14 protein-coding genes are annotated in these 12,819 nt (G+C 70.2%); 8 read left to right on the top strand and 6 right to left on the bottom strand.

Features of this window, described 5'->3' with window-relative positions; all coding sequences use genetic code 11:
* The first annotated feature begins 125 nt into the window (after positions 1-125).
* Positions 126-1,106 (top strand): carbohydrate kinase family protein, encoded by a 981-nt coding sequence (locus tag AB0C19_RS07535; RefSeq protein ID WP_357180935.1) that lies wholly within the window; start codon positions 126-128, stop codon positions 1,104-1,106.
* Between the two features lie 112 nt (positions 1,107-1,218).
* Here AB0C19_RS07535 and AB0C19_RS07530 read toward each other — a convergent pair whose 3' ends face one another.
* Positions 1,219-1,452 carry a sulfurtransferase TusA family protein gene (locus AB0C19_RS07530; RefSeq protein WP_357180932.1) on the bottom strand — a complete coding sequence of 78 codons (234 nt, stop codon included), beginning with the start codon at positions 1,450-1,452 and terminating at the stop codon, positions 1,219-1,221.
* On the bottom strand, positions 1,449-2,600 hold the full coding sequence (locus tag AB0C19_RS07525; RefSeq protein ID WP_357180929.1) for an aminotransferase class V-fold PLP-dependent enzyme: 1,152 nt from the start codon (positions 2,598-2,600) through the stop codon (positions 1,449-1,451). The genes AB0C19_RS07530 and AB0C19_RS07525 overlap by 4 nt, the downstream gene beginning before the upstream one ends.
* A 230-nt stretch (positions 2,601-2,830) precedes the next feature.
* On the opposite strand from AB0C19_RS07525, the gene coxB reads away from it, so the two are divergent.
* Positions 2,831-3,802, top strand: coding sequence for a cytochrome c oxidase subunit II (gene coxB / locus AB0C19_RS07520; protein WP_266304854.1), 972 nt, complete (start codon positions 2,831-2,833; stop codon positions 3,800-3,802).
* A gap of 9 nt (positions 3,803-3,811) precedes the next feature.
* Complete coding sequence (locus tag AB0C19_RS07515; protein ID WP_091407506.1) at positions 3,812-4,237, top strand: cytochrome c oxidase subunit 4; 426 nt, start codon at positions 3,812-3,814, stop codon at positions 4,235-4,237.
* Positions 4,238-4,407: 170 nt separating this feature from the next.
* Here AB0C19_RS07515 and AB0C19_RS07510 read toward each other — a convergent pair whose 3' ends face one another.
* The 4 genes from AB0C19_RS07510 to AB0C19_RS07495 all read right to left on the bottom strand — a co-directional run bounded on the left by AB0C19_RS07510 (position 4,408) and on the right by AB0C19_RS07495 (position 7,453).
* Positions 4,408-4,608, bottom strand: coding sequence for a hypothetical protein (locus tag AB0C19_RS07510; protein ID WP_357180924.1), 201 nt, complete (start codon positions 4,606-4,608; stop codon positions 4,408-4,410).
* A gap of 278 nt (positions 4,609-4,886) precedes the next feature.
* A complete protein-coding gene (trpD, locus tag AB0C19_RS07505; RefSeq protein ID WP_357180921.1) occupies positions 4,887-5,933 on the bottom strand; it encodes an anthranilate phosphoribosyltransferase in 1,047 nt (348 codons plus the stop codon).
* A gap of 91 nt (positions 5,934-6,024) precedes the next feature.
* Complete coding sequence (locus AB0C19_RS07500) at positions 6,025-6,420, bottom strand: hypothetical protein (RefSeq protein ID WP_091407513.1); 396 nt, start codon at positions 6,418-6,420, stop codon at positions 6,025-6,027.
* A gap of 103 nt (positions 6,421-6,523) precedes the next feature.
* On the bottom strand, positions 6,524-7,453 hold the full coding sequence (locus tag AB0C19_RS07495; RefSeq protein ID WP_357181612.1) for a cytochrome c oxidase assembly protein: 930 nt from the start codon (positions 7,451-7,453) through the stop codon (positions 6,524-6,526).
* Between the two features lie 99 nt (positions 7,454-7,552).
* Here AB0C19_RS07495 and AB0C19_RS07490 point away from each other — a divergent pair, with 99 nt between their 5' ends.
* From AB0C19_RS07490 to AB0C19_RS07470, 5 genes are all read left to right on the top strand, one after another.
* Complete coding sequence (locus AB0C19_RS07490) at positions 7,553-8,152, top strand: heme-copper oxidase subunit III (protein WP_112582810.1); 600 nt, start codon at positions 7,553-7,555, stop codon at positions 8,150-8,152.
* A 70-nt stretch (positions 8,153-8,222) separates the two neighbouring features.
* Entirely contained in the window at positions 8,223-9,059 is an 837-nt protein-coding gene (locus tag AB0C19_RS07485; protein ID WP_238682815.1) for a cytochrome c, read from the top strand.
* Positions 9,060-9,123: 64 nt separating this feature from the next.
* Positions 9,124-10,212, top strand: a complete 1,089-nt coding sequence (locus AB0C19_RS07480; protein ID WP_357180916.1) for a Rieske 2Fe-2S domain-containing protein — start codon at positions 9,124-9,126, stop codon at positions 10,210-10,212.
* Complete coding sequence (locus tag AB0C19_RS07475) at positions 10,209-11,840, top strand: cytochrome b N-terminal domain-containing protein (RefSeq protein WP_357180913.1); 1,632 nt, start codon at positions 10,209-10,211, stop codon at positions 11,838-11,840. Before AB0C19_RS07480 ends, AB0C19_RS07475 begins: the two co-directional genes overlap by 4 nt.
* 194 nt (positions 11,841-12,034) lie before the next feature.
* Positions 12,035-12,727 carry a DUF4142 domain-containing protein gene (locus tag AB0C19_RS07470; RefSeq protein WP_238680080.1) on the top strand — a complete coding sequence of 231 codons (693 nt, stop codon included), beginning with the start codon at positions 12,035-12,037 and terminating at the stop codon, positions 12,725-12,727.
* Positions 12,728-12,819 lie beyond the last annotated feature (92 nt).

Here is a 12,819-nt window from a genome sequence, read left to right as displayed (position 1 = left end):
CCGGTTTGGGAGCGGTCCCGAAGGGGGCCGTGGCGGGCTGGTTGCCGTTGTCCGACCGAGCGGTGACCATCGCGTTGCCGTCCCGGTAGGCTGACCGCGCCCTGCTCCCGACCCCGAGGGTTGACATGAAGATCGCCGTCACCGGCTCGATCGCCACCGATCACCTGATGAGCTTCCCCGGTCGCTTCGCCGACCAGCTCATCGCCGATCAACTGCACAAGGTGTCCCTCTCCTTCCTGGTGGACGACCTGGTGCTCCGCCGCGGCGGCGTGGCGGCGAACATCTCCTTCGGGATGGGTCAGCTCGGGCTGCGCCCGGTGCTCCTCGGCGCGGTCGGCGCCGACTTCGCCGACTACCGCTCCTGGCTGGAGCGCCACGGCGTGGACTGCGACTCGGTGCACATCAGCGAGGTGGCGCACACCGCCCGCTTCGTTTGCACCACCGACACCGACATGTGCCAGATCGCGTCGTTCTACGCCGGCGCGATGAGCGAGGCCCGCAACATCGAGCTGGCCCCGGTCGCCGACCGGCTCGGCGGTCTGGACCTGGTGCTGGTCGGCGCGAACGACCCCGAGGCGATGCTGCGCCACTCGGCCGAGTGCCGCACCCGCGGGTACGCCTTCGCCGCCGACCCGTCCCAGCAGCTCGCCCGGATGCCCGGCGAGGACGTGGTGGCGCTGATCGAAGGCGCCGAGTACCTGATGACAAACGACTACGAGAAGTCGCTGTTGCAGAGCAAGGCGCAACTCAGCGACGACCAACTGCTGGACCTGGTCAAGGTGCGGGTCACCACGCTGGGCAAGCACGGTGTGGAGATCGCCGGGCGCGGCATCGACCCGATCCACGTACCGATCGCGCGGGAGATCCGCGCGGTCGACCCGACCGGCGTCGGCGACGGCTTCCGGGCCGGCTTCTTCACCGCGCTCTCCTGGGGCCTCGGCCTGGAACGCGCCGCCCAGGTCGGCTCGCTGCTGGCCACGCTGGTCCTGGAGACCGTCGGCACCCAGGAGTACGACGTTCGCCGCGACCTGTTCGTCAAGCGGCTCGCCGAGTCCTACGGCGACACCGCAGCGGACGAGGTCCGCCCCCACCTCCTCCCGGCTTAACCCCGCCCCCACCCTGGCGATCTTGCACTTTCTGTCGCCGTCTTGCGGCTTCTGCACCCCTTTGTCCACGCAGAAACTGCAAGATCGCGGGGGTGGCCGGGGTGGCGCCGGGTTAGTGGGTGCGGCGGATGTCGTGGGCGGGGCCTTCGGGGCCGTTGACGGACCCTAGGAACTCCTGGCCGCGCATCCGGCACCAGGCGGGGATGTCGACCGCCGCCGCGGGGTCGTCGGCCAGCACCCGGACCACAGTCCCGATCGGCACCTCGGGCATCCGTCGCGCCGCCGCGATCACCGGCAGCGGGCAGCGTTGCCCCCGGCAGTCGATCACCTCGTCCGGCGTCGTCACAGCCCCACCACCCCGGCCTCGGCGCGCAGCCCGGCGACGATCCCCGGCAGCTCGGTCAGGAACCGCTCCACGTCCGCCTCGGTCGTCTCCCGGTGCAGGCTGACCCGCACGTTGCCGTGCGAGAGCACCCCCATCGCCTCCAGCACGTGCGACGGACGCAACGTGGACGAGGTGCAGGACGAGCCGGACGACACGGCGAAGCCCCGCCGGTCCAGGGCGTGCAGCAGCGCCTCCCCGTCGACGTACAGGCACGAGAAGGTGACCAGGTGGGGGAGCCGGAGCACCGGGTCGCCGACGACCTCCACGTCGGGCACCTCCGCCGCTACCCGCTCCCGGATCCGGTCCACCAGGGTGGCCAACCGGCCCGCCTCGGCCGCCGCGTCGGCCGCCGCCGCCCGCAGGCTCGCCGCCGCCGCCACGACCGCTGGCAGGTTCACCACCCCGGGGGTACGTCCGCTCTCCCGCTCGTCGGCCGGCCAGGGCGACTCCCAGCGAGTGCCCTTCCGGACCGCCAGCACCCCCACGCCGGGTGGCCCACCCCACTTGTGGGCGCTCGCCGTGAGCACCGACCAGCCGGCCGGTAGGGGCACCCTGCCCACCGACTGCGCCGCGTCCACGTACAGCGGCACACCCACGTCGGCACAGGCCGCCGCCGCCTCGGCGACCGGCTGCACCGTCCCCACCTCGTGACTGGCGGTAATCAACGCGGCCAGCGCGACCCCCGGGGCCCGAACGGCGGTCGACCACGCGGTCAGCTCCAGCCGGCCCAACCGGTCGACCGGCACCGCGGCGGCCGTCCCGCCAGCGTTGACGTGCTGTTCCGCCGCGTGCAGCACCGCCGAGTGCTCGATCGCAGAGTGCACCAGCGTCGACCCGACCCGGCGCCGCCCCGCCAGGCCGCCGAGCACAGCGCCGTGGGCCGCTGTCGTACCACTGGGGGTGAAGGAGACCTCGTCGGCGCGGACGCCGAGCGTCAGCGCGGTGGCCTCGCGTGCGGCGTCGAGCAGTTGCCGGGCCCGGCGGGCCTGCGTGTACAGCTTGCCCGGGTCGGCCCAGCCGTCGTCGAGGGCGGCCAGCAGAGCCTGCCGCGCGACCGGATGCGTCGGCGCGGCGGTCGCCGCGTCCAGGTAGACCGGGGATGCGCTCACAGACCTGCCTTCGTTCGCGGCTGCGGGGCTCGCAACCCCGGCTCGCTCCTCGCGCTCACAGACCAAGACGCTATCGCGGCGGTATGCCTAGGATCCCCCCGATGGGGGTCGGACAGTGACCCCACCACGGCCGAGTCCGTCATGGTCGAGTAATCTGCGACCGTCGGTGACGCCTTTGCCGCGGGTGCTGAGGAAAGACGCACCGCGGCGCGCTAGGGAGGCAGGACCAGGTGGTCGCAAGGAGTTCGGAGGTACGGCCGTCGGCCGTACGGCACAGCGCTTCCCCAGGGGTTGGTGGACGCCGGGGGCGTGGTGCTGGTCGCCTGGCCGGGCTCGGTCTCGGTGGCGTGGCGCTGCTGGTTCTGCTCACGGGCTGTGACGTGGGTCAGACGTTCCACGGCTTCGGCTGGCCGCAGGGCGGCATCTCGCCGGAGTCCAAGCGGATGTACGACCTGTGGATCGCCTCCTGCATCGCCGCGCTCGCGGTCGGCGTCTTCGTGTGGGGCCTGATCTTCTGGTGCGTCGTGCGCTACCGCAAGCGTGGCAACGCGCTGCCGGTGCAGACCCGCTACAACATGCCGATGGAGTTCCTCTACACCATCGCGCCGATCCTGATCGTCTCCGTGCTCTTCTACTACACGGCGATCGTGCAGACCGACGTCGACAAGTTGTCGAAGAACCCGGACGTCACTGTCGAGGTCGTCGCATTCAAGTGGAACTGGCAGTTCAACTACCGGGACGGCCAGGGCACGGAAGCCCGCACCACCGCGTCGACGCTCGGCACCAGTGAGGTCATCCCGGTGCTGGTGCTGCCGACCAACCGGTCCATCCGGTTCGAGGAGACCAGCCGCGACGTCATCCACTCGTTCTGGGTGCCCGAGCTGCTCTTCAAGCGGGACGTCATGCCGGGCAAGATCCGCAACGTGTTCGAGGTCTCGAGCCTGGACGCCGAGGGTGCCTACGTCGGGCGCTGCGCCGAACTGTGCGGCAGCTACCACGCCTTCATGAACTTCGAGCTGCGGGTGGTCTCGCCGGAGAAGTACGACCAGTTCCTCGCGGCCAAGCAGAGCGGCAAGTCGACCCAGGATGCGCTGTCCGCGATCGGTGAGCAGCCGTACGCGACGACCACGCAGCCGTTCGACACGCGGCGGACGCAGGACAACTTCAACCCGGACGACGTTCCGGCCCGCACGGGAAGCTGAGGCAGCCGCATGAAGACCGAGTGGCGTATCTTCCTGATCATCGCCGGTTTCCTCTTCGGCGCCACCATCCTCTACGGCGCCTGGACGAACGGTGCGTCGGGCGGCATCGAGTGGGTCGGCACCGTCGCACTGCTGCTGTCGTTCCTGCTCTGCTCGATGTGCGGTGGCTTCTTCTGGTTCGTCTCCCGCCGCATCGACCTGCGCCCGGAGGACCGCCCGGACGCCGAGATCGCCGACGGCGCTGGTGAGGTCGGCTTCTTCAGCCCGGGCAGCTACTGGCCGTTCGGTCTGGCGCTGGCCGCCGCGATCGCCGCGCTCGGCATGGTGTTCTGGCAGTACTGGCTGATCGGCGCCGGTCTGCTAGCCGTCGTCTTCTCCGCCTGTGGGCTTCTGTTCGAGTACTACAGCGGCACCCGGCGTACCGCCGAGCACTGACCCACCCGGTCGCCGTCGCGACCGACCCGGTACGACGAAGGCCCGTTCCCCGAGTGGAGGAGCGGGCCTTCGGTCATGTTCCACCCCGCGCGGCCCGCCGCGGCGGGGCGGCGGTGCGGGCGGCGCTGTGGTCGGGGCGGCGGTGCTGCGGTCAGGGCGGCGCGTTGTGGTCAGGCGGCGCGGCGGGCGGGCTGGCGTCGGCGGGCGGCCAGCCGGGTGACCGGGAAGGCGAACGTGCCGATCACCACGGCGGCGCCGCAGTCGGTGCAGATCAGCTCTGGACAGTCGGTGCCGTGGCTGTCGACGCAGGGCGGCGCCTCGAACAACGCCACGCCCTCGCAGACGTCGCAGTAGAGCTCGCGGTGCGACACGGGCGTCTCCTCTCGGATACCAGGCGGACCGCCCCCGGATGCGACAACGACGCACCGACGGCAGCAGAGAACTACTCACCTGTAGTTTCCCAGACGGGTCCGACAAATCTCCGTGCACGGTCGCCCGCTCGTCGGAATCCGCGTGATCCACTCGACTGCAATGAAGTCGGGGCATCCGGGCTGCCCGGTAACCGCGGATTCAGGGAACCCGAGTCGATCATCGGCCGAGACACCGCCGCCCGACGGGTCGGGCGCCGACGGGGCGGGTGGTGGTGAGGTCAGGCGGCGGTAGCGGTCTCGATCCAGCGGTCCAGGGTCGCGGCGGCCGCGCCGGAGTCGATCGACTCGGCCGCACGGGCCAGGCCGGCGCGGAGCGCCTCGGTCAGGTCGCCGTCCAGCGGGCCCTGGGTGGCCAGCGCCGCCGCCGCGTTGACCAGGACCGCGTCCCGAACCGGGCCCGTCTCGCCGGCCAGCAGACGACGGGCCACGCCAGCGTTGTACGCGGCGTCACCGCCCCGCAGGTCGGCGAGGGTGGACCGGGGTACCCCCAGGTCCGTCGCGTCCAGCACGACCTCTCGTACGGTGCCGCCCTGGGCCGCCCAGACCCGGGTGGGCGCGGCGGTGGTGAACTCGTCCAGCCCGTCCTCGCCGCGCATGACGATCGCCGAGTCGCCACGGGCCGCGAACACGCTGGCCATCACCGGGGCCATCCGCAGGTCGAAGCAGCCGACCGCGCCGGCCCGGGGGCGGGCCGGGTTGGTCAGCGGGCCGAGGAAGTTGAAGAAGGTGGGCACGCCCACCTCGCGGCGAACCGGGCCGGCGTGCCGCATCCCGGGGTGGAAGCGGGCCGCGAAGCAGAACCCGATGCCGGCCTCCTCGACACAGTGGGCAACCTGCTCCGGGCCGAGATCCAGCGGGATGCCGAGGAACTCCAGCAGGTCGGCGGTGCCGCACAGGGAGGAGGCGGCCCGGTTGCCGTGCTTCACGACACGGACACCCGTGCCGGCGACCACCAGCGCCGTCATCGTGGAGATGTTCACAGTGTGGGCGAGGTCACCGCCGGTGCCGACCACGTCGAGCGCGGTACGGCGCAACTCCTCGGGGAGCGCCACCGGGACCGCGCGACCGAGCATCGCCTCCACCAGGCCAGCCAGCTCCGCAGGGGTCTCCCCCTTGGCCCGCAGCGCCACGGCGAAGGCGGCGATCTGCGCCGCGCTCGCCGAGCCGGTCATGATCTCGTCCATCGCCCAGGCGGTGTCGGCGGTGGAGAGTTCGTCACCGCGCAGCAGCGCGTTGAGCAGGTGCGGCCAGGTCCGATCGCCCATGGCGGGCCTCCCGAGCATGCGAAGTGCGGGTGGGCTGGAACCGGCGCCGAGGAGATCCGGCGCCGTGGGGGTGCCGGAGGAGCGTGGGACGTCAGGCGGGTGCGTGCGTCCGCAGCAACTCGGCCACCGTGCCGCCGGTGGTCACCGGGTCGAGCGGGTGCACCAGCGTCGCGTCGACCTCGGCGTACGCGGCGAGCCATCGGTCGGCGGCGCGGGCGATCACCAGGCAGGTCGGGGGAGCGTCGTCCCGGTCGTCCTTGACCTGCCGCGCGATGCCGATGCCGCCGCCCGGGCTCGCCTCACCGTCGAGCAGCAGCAGGTCGATCTCGTAGTCGTCGACCAGCCGGATCGTCTCCGCGTAGGTCGACGCCTCGACGAACTCGATCTGTAGACCGGGAGCGGGCCGGGTGCCGACGGCCATCCGCATCCGATCGCGGACCTGCGGGTCGTCGCTGTAGAGCAACACGGTGCAAAGACGATCGGTCATGCCGGAACTCCCACCTCGTAGCTGCCCGCAGATCGTACCGGTCGGCGTGACGTAGCCGACATCCCGCCCGGCGTCGCGCGTCGGGGCGTACCGTCCGGGCAGCTCAGGCGGGCGCGGCGTCGGCGGCGCGTTCGCGGGCCTCCTGGCGGTCCAGCTCGCGGTCCACCCGGCGGGCCTCCCGTTCGGACTGCTTGACCCACTGCACCACCAGCACCGCGAGCATTGTCACGCTGACGAACTCACCACCGGCCCAGAGGATGCCGCCGGCGACCACCTGGTCCTGCCACGGGTCGACCCAACCGAGGTTGAGCGACGGGTACCAGTCACCGCCGAAGAGCGTGCTGCTCTGCATGATGGTGAGGCCGAGCACTGTGTGGAACGGCACGGAGAGCAGCATCAGCAGCGCACGCGCCGGGTACGGCCAGCGGCCGGGCAGCGGGTCGAGGCCGAGCAGCGGCCAGAAGAACACGCAGCCGGTCATGATGAAGTGCGCGTGCACCAGCTCGTGCGCCCAGGCGTGTTCGAGGGTGTAGCGGTACAGGTCACTGAAGTACAGCACGAACGGGTTGACCACGAAGATGGCGAACGCCACCAGCGGGAAGCTGTAGACCCGGGCGACGCGGCTGTGCACGATCGCGAGCAGGCGCTTGCGCGGCCCGACCGGCAGGGTCCGCAGGGCAAGGGTCATCGGCGCGCCCAGCGCCAGGAAGATCGGCGCCACCATGGAGAGCACCATGTGCTGGATCATGTGCACTGACAGCAGCGCGGTGTCGTACGCGTGCAGCCCGCTGACCGTGACGAGCGCGATGCCGCCCAGGCCGGGGCCGAGGAAGAACACGGTACGGGTGATCGGCCAGCGGTCGCCGCGCAGGCGCAGCCGGTACACGCCGTAGAGGTACAGGCCGGCGGCGAGCACCAGGCCGAGGGCCAGCCAGCTGTCCAGCCGGGTCTCGGTCAGCACCGCGCCGACGGTGAACGGCGGCGGGGCCGAGGTGGCGGCGAAGATCGAATCGACGTGCAGCACGCTTTTCAGGCTAGGCCAGGCGAACCGGACCCTGACGCTCGGGCCACGGAAGGCGCAGGTTTGCCACCCCGCTGATCGGCGGCCCCGGTCAGGGGCAATAATGACGGCGTGACTGCGGCCCCAGCCATTGACAAGAGCCGGATCCACTCTCTGACCCGACCAAACATGGTCAGCGTCGGGACGATCGTGTGGCTCTCCAGCGAACTCATGTTCTTCGCGGCGCTGTTCGCGATGTACTTCTCCATCCGCGCGGCTGCGCCGGAGCAGTGGGAGAAGCACACCGAGGCGCTGAACATTCCGTACGCGACCACCTTCACGGTGATCCTGGTGCTGTCCTCGGTGACGTGCCAGCTCGGCGTCTTCGCGGCGGAGAAGGGTGACGTGCACGCGCTGCGGCGCTGGTTCACCGTCACCTTCGTGATGGGCCTGATCTTCGTCCTCGGCCAGCTGAACGAGTACCGGCACCTGGTCGCCGACGGCATCAAGATCAACGAAGACGGGTACGGGTCGGTGTTCTACCTGACCACCGGCTTCCACGGCCTGCACGTGACCGGTGGTCTGATCGCCTTCATCATCTTCATGGTCCGTACGACCATGGGCCGGTTCACTCCGGCGCAGGCGACGTCGGCGATCGTCGTGTCGTACTACTGGCACTTCGTCGACGTCGTGTGGATCGGGCTGTACGCCATGATCTACTGGCTCCAGTGATCTTGCGCGTCACATTCCGCGCTGCTGCTCCGTCCCCTGAGACAGGTCCAACCGGTTAAGGACACCGCTCATGACTTCTGACAACGACCGCCGACGCGGTCTGCTCGCGCGGTTGCGCGAGCGGCCCGCCGCGCGCAGCAGGGGCCGCCGCCGGCTGGGCGCCGCGGTCCGGCTGATCGCCGCGCTGATGCTCGCCGGTGGCGCGTACACCGTCTTCGCCCCGGGCGCCCAGGCGCAGGACAACCCGCAGCTGACCGGCGCCGCCGCCGAGGGCAAGGCGCTGTTCGACGTGAGCTGCGTGACCTGCCACGGCCGCAACGCCCAGGGCGTCGAGGGCCGCGGGCCGAGCCTGATCGGCGTCGGCGCGGCATCGGTCGAGTTCCAGGTCAGCTCCGGGCGGATGCCGCTGGCCCGCCAGGAGGCCCAGGCGCACCGCAAGCCCCCGGTCTTCACCGACGAGCAGACCCGTCAGCTGGCCCAGTACGTCCAGGAGCTCGGCGGCGGCCCGGTCGTGCCCGAGGGCGACGACCTCCGCGAGGACGGCAACATCGCCGCCGGCGGTGAGCTGTTCCGGATCAACTGCTCGCAGTGCCATGCCTTCGGTGGCGGCGGTGGTGCGCTCTCCTCGGGCAAGTTCGCCCCGAGCCTGCACCCCGCGACCGACCGCCAGATCTACGCGGCGATGTTGAGCGGCCCGCAGAACATGCCGGTGTTCGGCGACAACCAGCTCCGGCCGGAGCAGAAGGCCGACATCATCGCCTACATCCAGGAGACGCTGAAGCACGACCAGGACCCGGGTGGGTTGAACCTCGGGCGGTACGGCCCGTCCACCGAGGGCCTGGCGATCTTCCTGGTTGGCATCGTGGCGCTCGTCTTCGCTAGCCTGTGGATTGCGGGTAAGTCGTGATCGAGCAGGCCATCCGATTCAGTGCTGTGGTGCCGCTCGGCGCCACCCGTAGCGAGGTGACGGCATGAGCACCCACCCCGAGCACCAGGCCCCACAGGGCCCGGAGCCGCTCGACGTGAACGACCCCAAGCTGACCCGGTTCGACATCGTTCGTGAAGGCGCGCGTCGGGACGACATCGAGATCGTCCACTACGAGCCGCAGGTGCTGCCGGGCACCAAGGCGGAGCGTCGGCTGACCCGGGTGGTCGCCGGTTTCTTCCTGATCACCGGCCTGGCCGCGACCGCCTTCCTGGCCATCTACATCTGGTGGCCGTGGAAGTACGAGGCGGGCCGGGGCGGCGACAAGTTCTACACCCCGCTGCTCGGCTTCACCCTCGGCGTGGCGCTGCTCGCCGTCGGCTTCGGCATCCTGACCTGGGGCAAGAAGTTGCTGCCCAAGGAGGTCTCGATCCAGGACCGGCACGAGGGCCAGGTGGACTCCGACGGCCGCACCATCACCGGTCAGACCATGCTCTACATGGCGGACGAGCTGGGCGTGAAGCGTCGCCCCCTGCTCGGCATCTCGCTGCTGGCCGGTCTCGCGCCGGTCGCCGCGGTCGCCGCGGCGCCGCTGGTCGGCGGCCTGATCTCGCAGCCGCACAAGAATAACCAGATGTTCACCACCGGGTTCGCCACGCCCGAGGGCGGCGAGCGGATCCGCCTGGTCCGCGAGGACGGCCGTCCGGTCCGTCCGGCGGACATCAGCACCGGTGGCCAGATCACCGTCTTCCCCGGCATCGACCACGGTGTGAGCAACAAGCACGCCGACTCGCCGACGCTGCTGATCCATCTCCGCGACTCGGACGCACAGGAATCGCGCCGGGCCAACGAGAAGATCGGCCACGGCGACTACATGTGGGGCAACTACGCGGCGTTCTCCAAGATCTGCACGCACGCGGGATGCCCGGCCAGCCTGTACGAGCAGCAGACCAACCGGCTGCTCTGCCCGTGCCACCAGTCCCAGTTCCTGATCACCGACAACGCCCGGCCAGTCTTCGGCCCCGCCAGCCGGCGGCTGCCGCAGCTGCCGATCGAGGTGGACTCCGAGGGCTTCTTCGTGGCGAAGTCCGACTACACCGAGACCGTCGGGCCTGATTTCTGGGAGCGGCCATGAAGCGTCGAAAGTTCGACCTTGCGGCGACGCCGGGCAAGGCCGCAGTGGGAGTGGATGACCGCTTCCAGGTGGCCACCCCGCTGCGCAAGCTGCTGAACAAGGTCTTCCCGGACCACTGGTCCTTCCTGCTCGGCGAGATCGCGCTGTTCTCGTTCATCGTGCTGCTGCTGACCGGTGTGTTCCTCACCTTCTTCTACGAGCCGGCGATGACCGAGGTGGTCTACGACGGCAGCTTCGCACCGCTGCAGGGCACCCCGATGTCCGCCGCGTACGCCTCCAGCCTGGACATCTCGTTCGACGTCCGCGGCGGTCTGGTGATGCGGCAGATGCACCACTGGGCGGCGCTGCTGTTCATGGCCGCGATCGTCGTGCACATGCTGCGGGTCTTCTTCACCGGTGCCTTCCGCAAGCCGCGTGAGACCAACTGGATCATCGGTTCGCTGCTGTTCTGGGTCGGCTTCCTGGCCGGCTTCACCGGCTACTCGCTGCCGGACGACGGCCTGTCCGGCACCGGCCTGCGGATCGCCTCGGCGATCATGCTGTCCATCCCGGTGATCGGCTCCTGGGTCACCTCGTCGGTCTTCGGCGGCGAGTTCCCTGGCACGATCATCATCAGCCGGTTCTTCATCGCCCACGTGCTGCTCATCCCGGGTCTGCTGGTCGCGCTGATCAGCGTCCACCTGGGTCTGGTCTTCAAGCAGAAGCACACCCAGTGGCCCGGCCCCGGCCGGACCAACAACAACGTGGTCGGCGAGCGGATGTTCCCGCGGTACGCGCTGAAGCAGGGCGGCTTCTTCATGGTCGTCTTCGGCGTCATCGCGCTGATGGGCGGTCTGTTCCAGATCAACCCGATCTGGTTGTTCGGCCCGTACGAGGCGTGGGTGGTCTCGGCCGCCAGCCAGCCCGACTGGTACGTCATGTTCCTCGACGGGTCGACCCGACTCATGCCGGCCTGGGAAATCAACATCCCGCTCGGCGACGGGTACGTCATTCCGCCGCTGTTCTGGCCGACTGTCGTGCTACCCGGCATCCTGGTGGGCCTGTCGACGATGTACCCGTTCCTGGAGGCCCGGCACCTCAAGGACCGCAAGAGCCACAACCTGCTCGAGCGTCCCCGGGACGCGCCGGCCCGGACCGCCGTCGGCGCCATGGCCGTCTCGTTCTACATCGTGCTGACGCTCTCCGGCGCCAACGACGTGATCGCTGACAAGTTCCAGATCAGCCTGAACGCGATGACCTGGGCGGGCCGTGTCGGCCTGCTGGTGGTCCCGCCGCTGGCGTACTACGTCACCTACCGGCTCTGCCTGGGTCTGCAGCAGCACGACCGGGAGGTGCTCGCGCACGGCGTGGAGACCGGCATCATCCGGCGCCTGCCGGACGGCCGGTTCGTCGAGGTGCACCAGCCGCTCAGCGCGTCCAACGGGCACGCTGACGGTCACGGCCAGCTGGACTACGTCGGCTGGGTCGTGCCCAAGAAGATGAACCGGCTGGGGGCCCTCGGCCCGGCCATCCGGGGCTTCTTCTACCCGATCGAGAAGCCGGTCGAGGCACCGGTCTCGCCGGGGCACCCGCCGGTCGAGGCCCGACCGGAGCGCGAGGAGATCGGCAGCGGCGAGAGCCGCCGCTGACCGCCCAGTCACACAGTTACGGAGCGCCCGCCGGATTCCGGCGGGCGCTCCGTCGTATCCACACCCCCGGGACCCATCCGACCAGGAGTCGGACGCCCCTGATGGGACCGGTCGACCCCGCGCGACGGGCGATCGCAGGAATAACCACGGTGAGCCGGGTATCCGTGCGGTCCAACGTCTCAAGGGGGGGAAGCATGTTGGGTATCAAACGCCTCGGCCTGTTGGCCGCGCTGGTACTTGTCGGTGTCGCGCCGGCTGCGGCCGCGCAGGCCGCGGCACAGCCGTCAACGCAGGACACCCAGTACCTGCAGGCGGTACACCAGGTCAACCTGTTCGAGATCACCGCTGGTGACCTGGCTCAGCAGAAGGGTCAGGACCAGGGGGTCAAGGACCTGGGCGCGATGCTGAAGACCGACCACACCCAGCTGGACCAGACGGTGCAGCAGACCGCGTCGCAGCTCGGGGTGGAACTGCCGAACGAGCCCAGTGCCGATCAGCAGGCGGTCATCGACAAGCTGAACAACGCCAGCGGTGCGGAGTTCGACCGGCTCTGGGTGACCAGTGAGCTGGCCGGCCACGTCCAGGCCATCCAGGCCACCCAGACGGAGATCTCGCAGGGCTCCGAGCAGTCGGTGGTCCAGTTGGCGCAGACGGCGCTTCCGACGCTGCAGACGCACTACGACGAGTTGGTGGCGCTCGCCAACAAGCTGGGCATCCCGGTTCCGCAGACCAGCGCCAGCGGTACGCCCAGCCCGGGCGGCACCGGCACTGAGTCCCCGGCTCCGGGCGGCACTGTCACCGAGTCCCCGGCTCCGGGCGGCACCGGCACCGAGTCGCCGGCTCCGGGCGGCGGCAGCACCGAGGTACCGGCTCCCAGCGAGAGCTGACGTAGCCACAGCAGACGGCCGGTCCACACTTGAGGTGGGCCGGCCGCCCTGTGCGCGCTACGCGCCGCCGTGCGGCCGGCACGGCCCCCCGA

Origin of the sequence: Micromonospora sp. NPDC048842, assembly GCF_040649935.1 — a bacterium.
GTDB classification, from domain to species: domain Bacteria; phylum Actinomycetota; class Actinomycetes; order Mycobacteriales; family Micromonosporaceae; genus Micromonospora; species Micromonospora hortensis.
The sequence above is the reverse complement of the archived record's forward strand: the minus strand, read 5'-3'. Positions and strand labels throughout refer to the sequence as shown.

Bases quoted from the DNA above. Each gene is read 5' to 3' on its own strand.
- AB0C19_RS07515 (WP_091407506.1), top strand. From the start codon at position 3,812: ATGAAGACCGAGTGGCGTATCTTCCTGATCATCGCCGGTTTCCTCTTC.
- AB0C19_RS07485 (WP_238682815.1), top strand. From the start codon at position 8,223: ATGACTTCTGACAACGACCGCCGACGCGGTCTGCTCGCGCGGTTGCGC.
- trpD (WP_357180921.1), bottom strand. From the start codon at position 5,933: ATGGGCGATCGGACCTGGCCGCACCTGCTCAACGCGCTGCTGCGCGGT.
- AB0C19_RS07475 (WP_357180913.1), top strand. From the start codon at position 10,209: ATGAAGCGTCGAAAGTTCGACCTTGCGGCGACGCCGGGCAAGGCCGCA.
- AB0C19_RS07500 (WP_091407513.1), bottom strand. From the start codon at position 6,420: ATGACCGATCGTCTTTGCACCGTGTTGCTCTACAGCGACGACCCGCAG.
- AB0C19_RS07470 (WP_238680080.1), top strand. From the start codon at position 12,035: ATGTTGGGTATCAAACGCCTCGGCCTGTTGGCCGCGCTGGTACTTGTC.
- AB0C19_RS07535 (WP_357180935.1), top strand. From the start codon at position 126: ATGAAGATCGCCGTCACCGGCTCGATCGCCACCGATCACCTGATGAGC.
- AB0C19_RS07480 (WP_357180916.1), top strand. From the start codon at position 9,124: ATGAGCACCCACCCCGAGCACCAGGCCCCACAGGGCCCGGAGCCGCTC.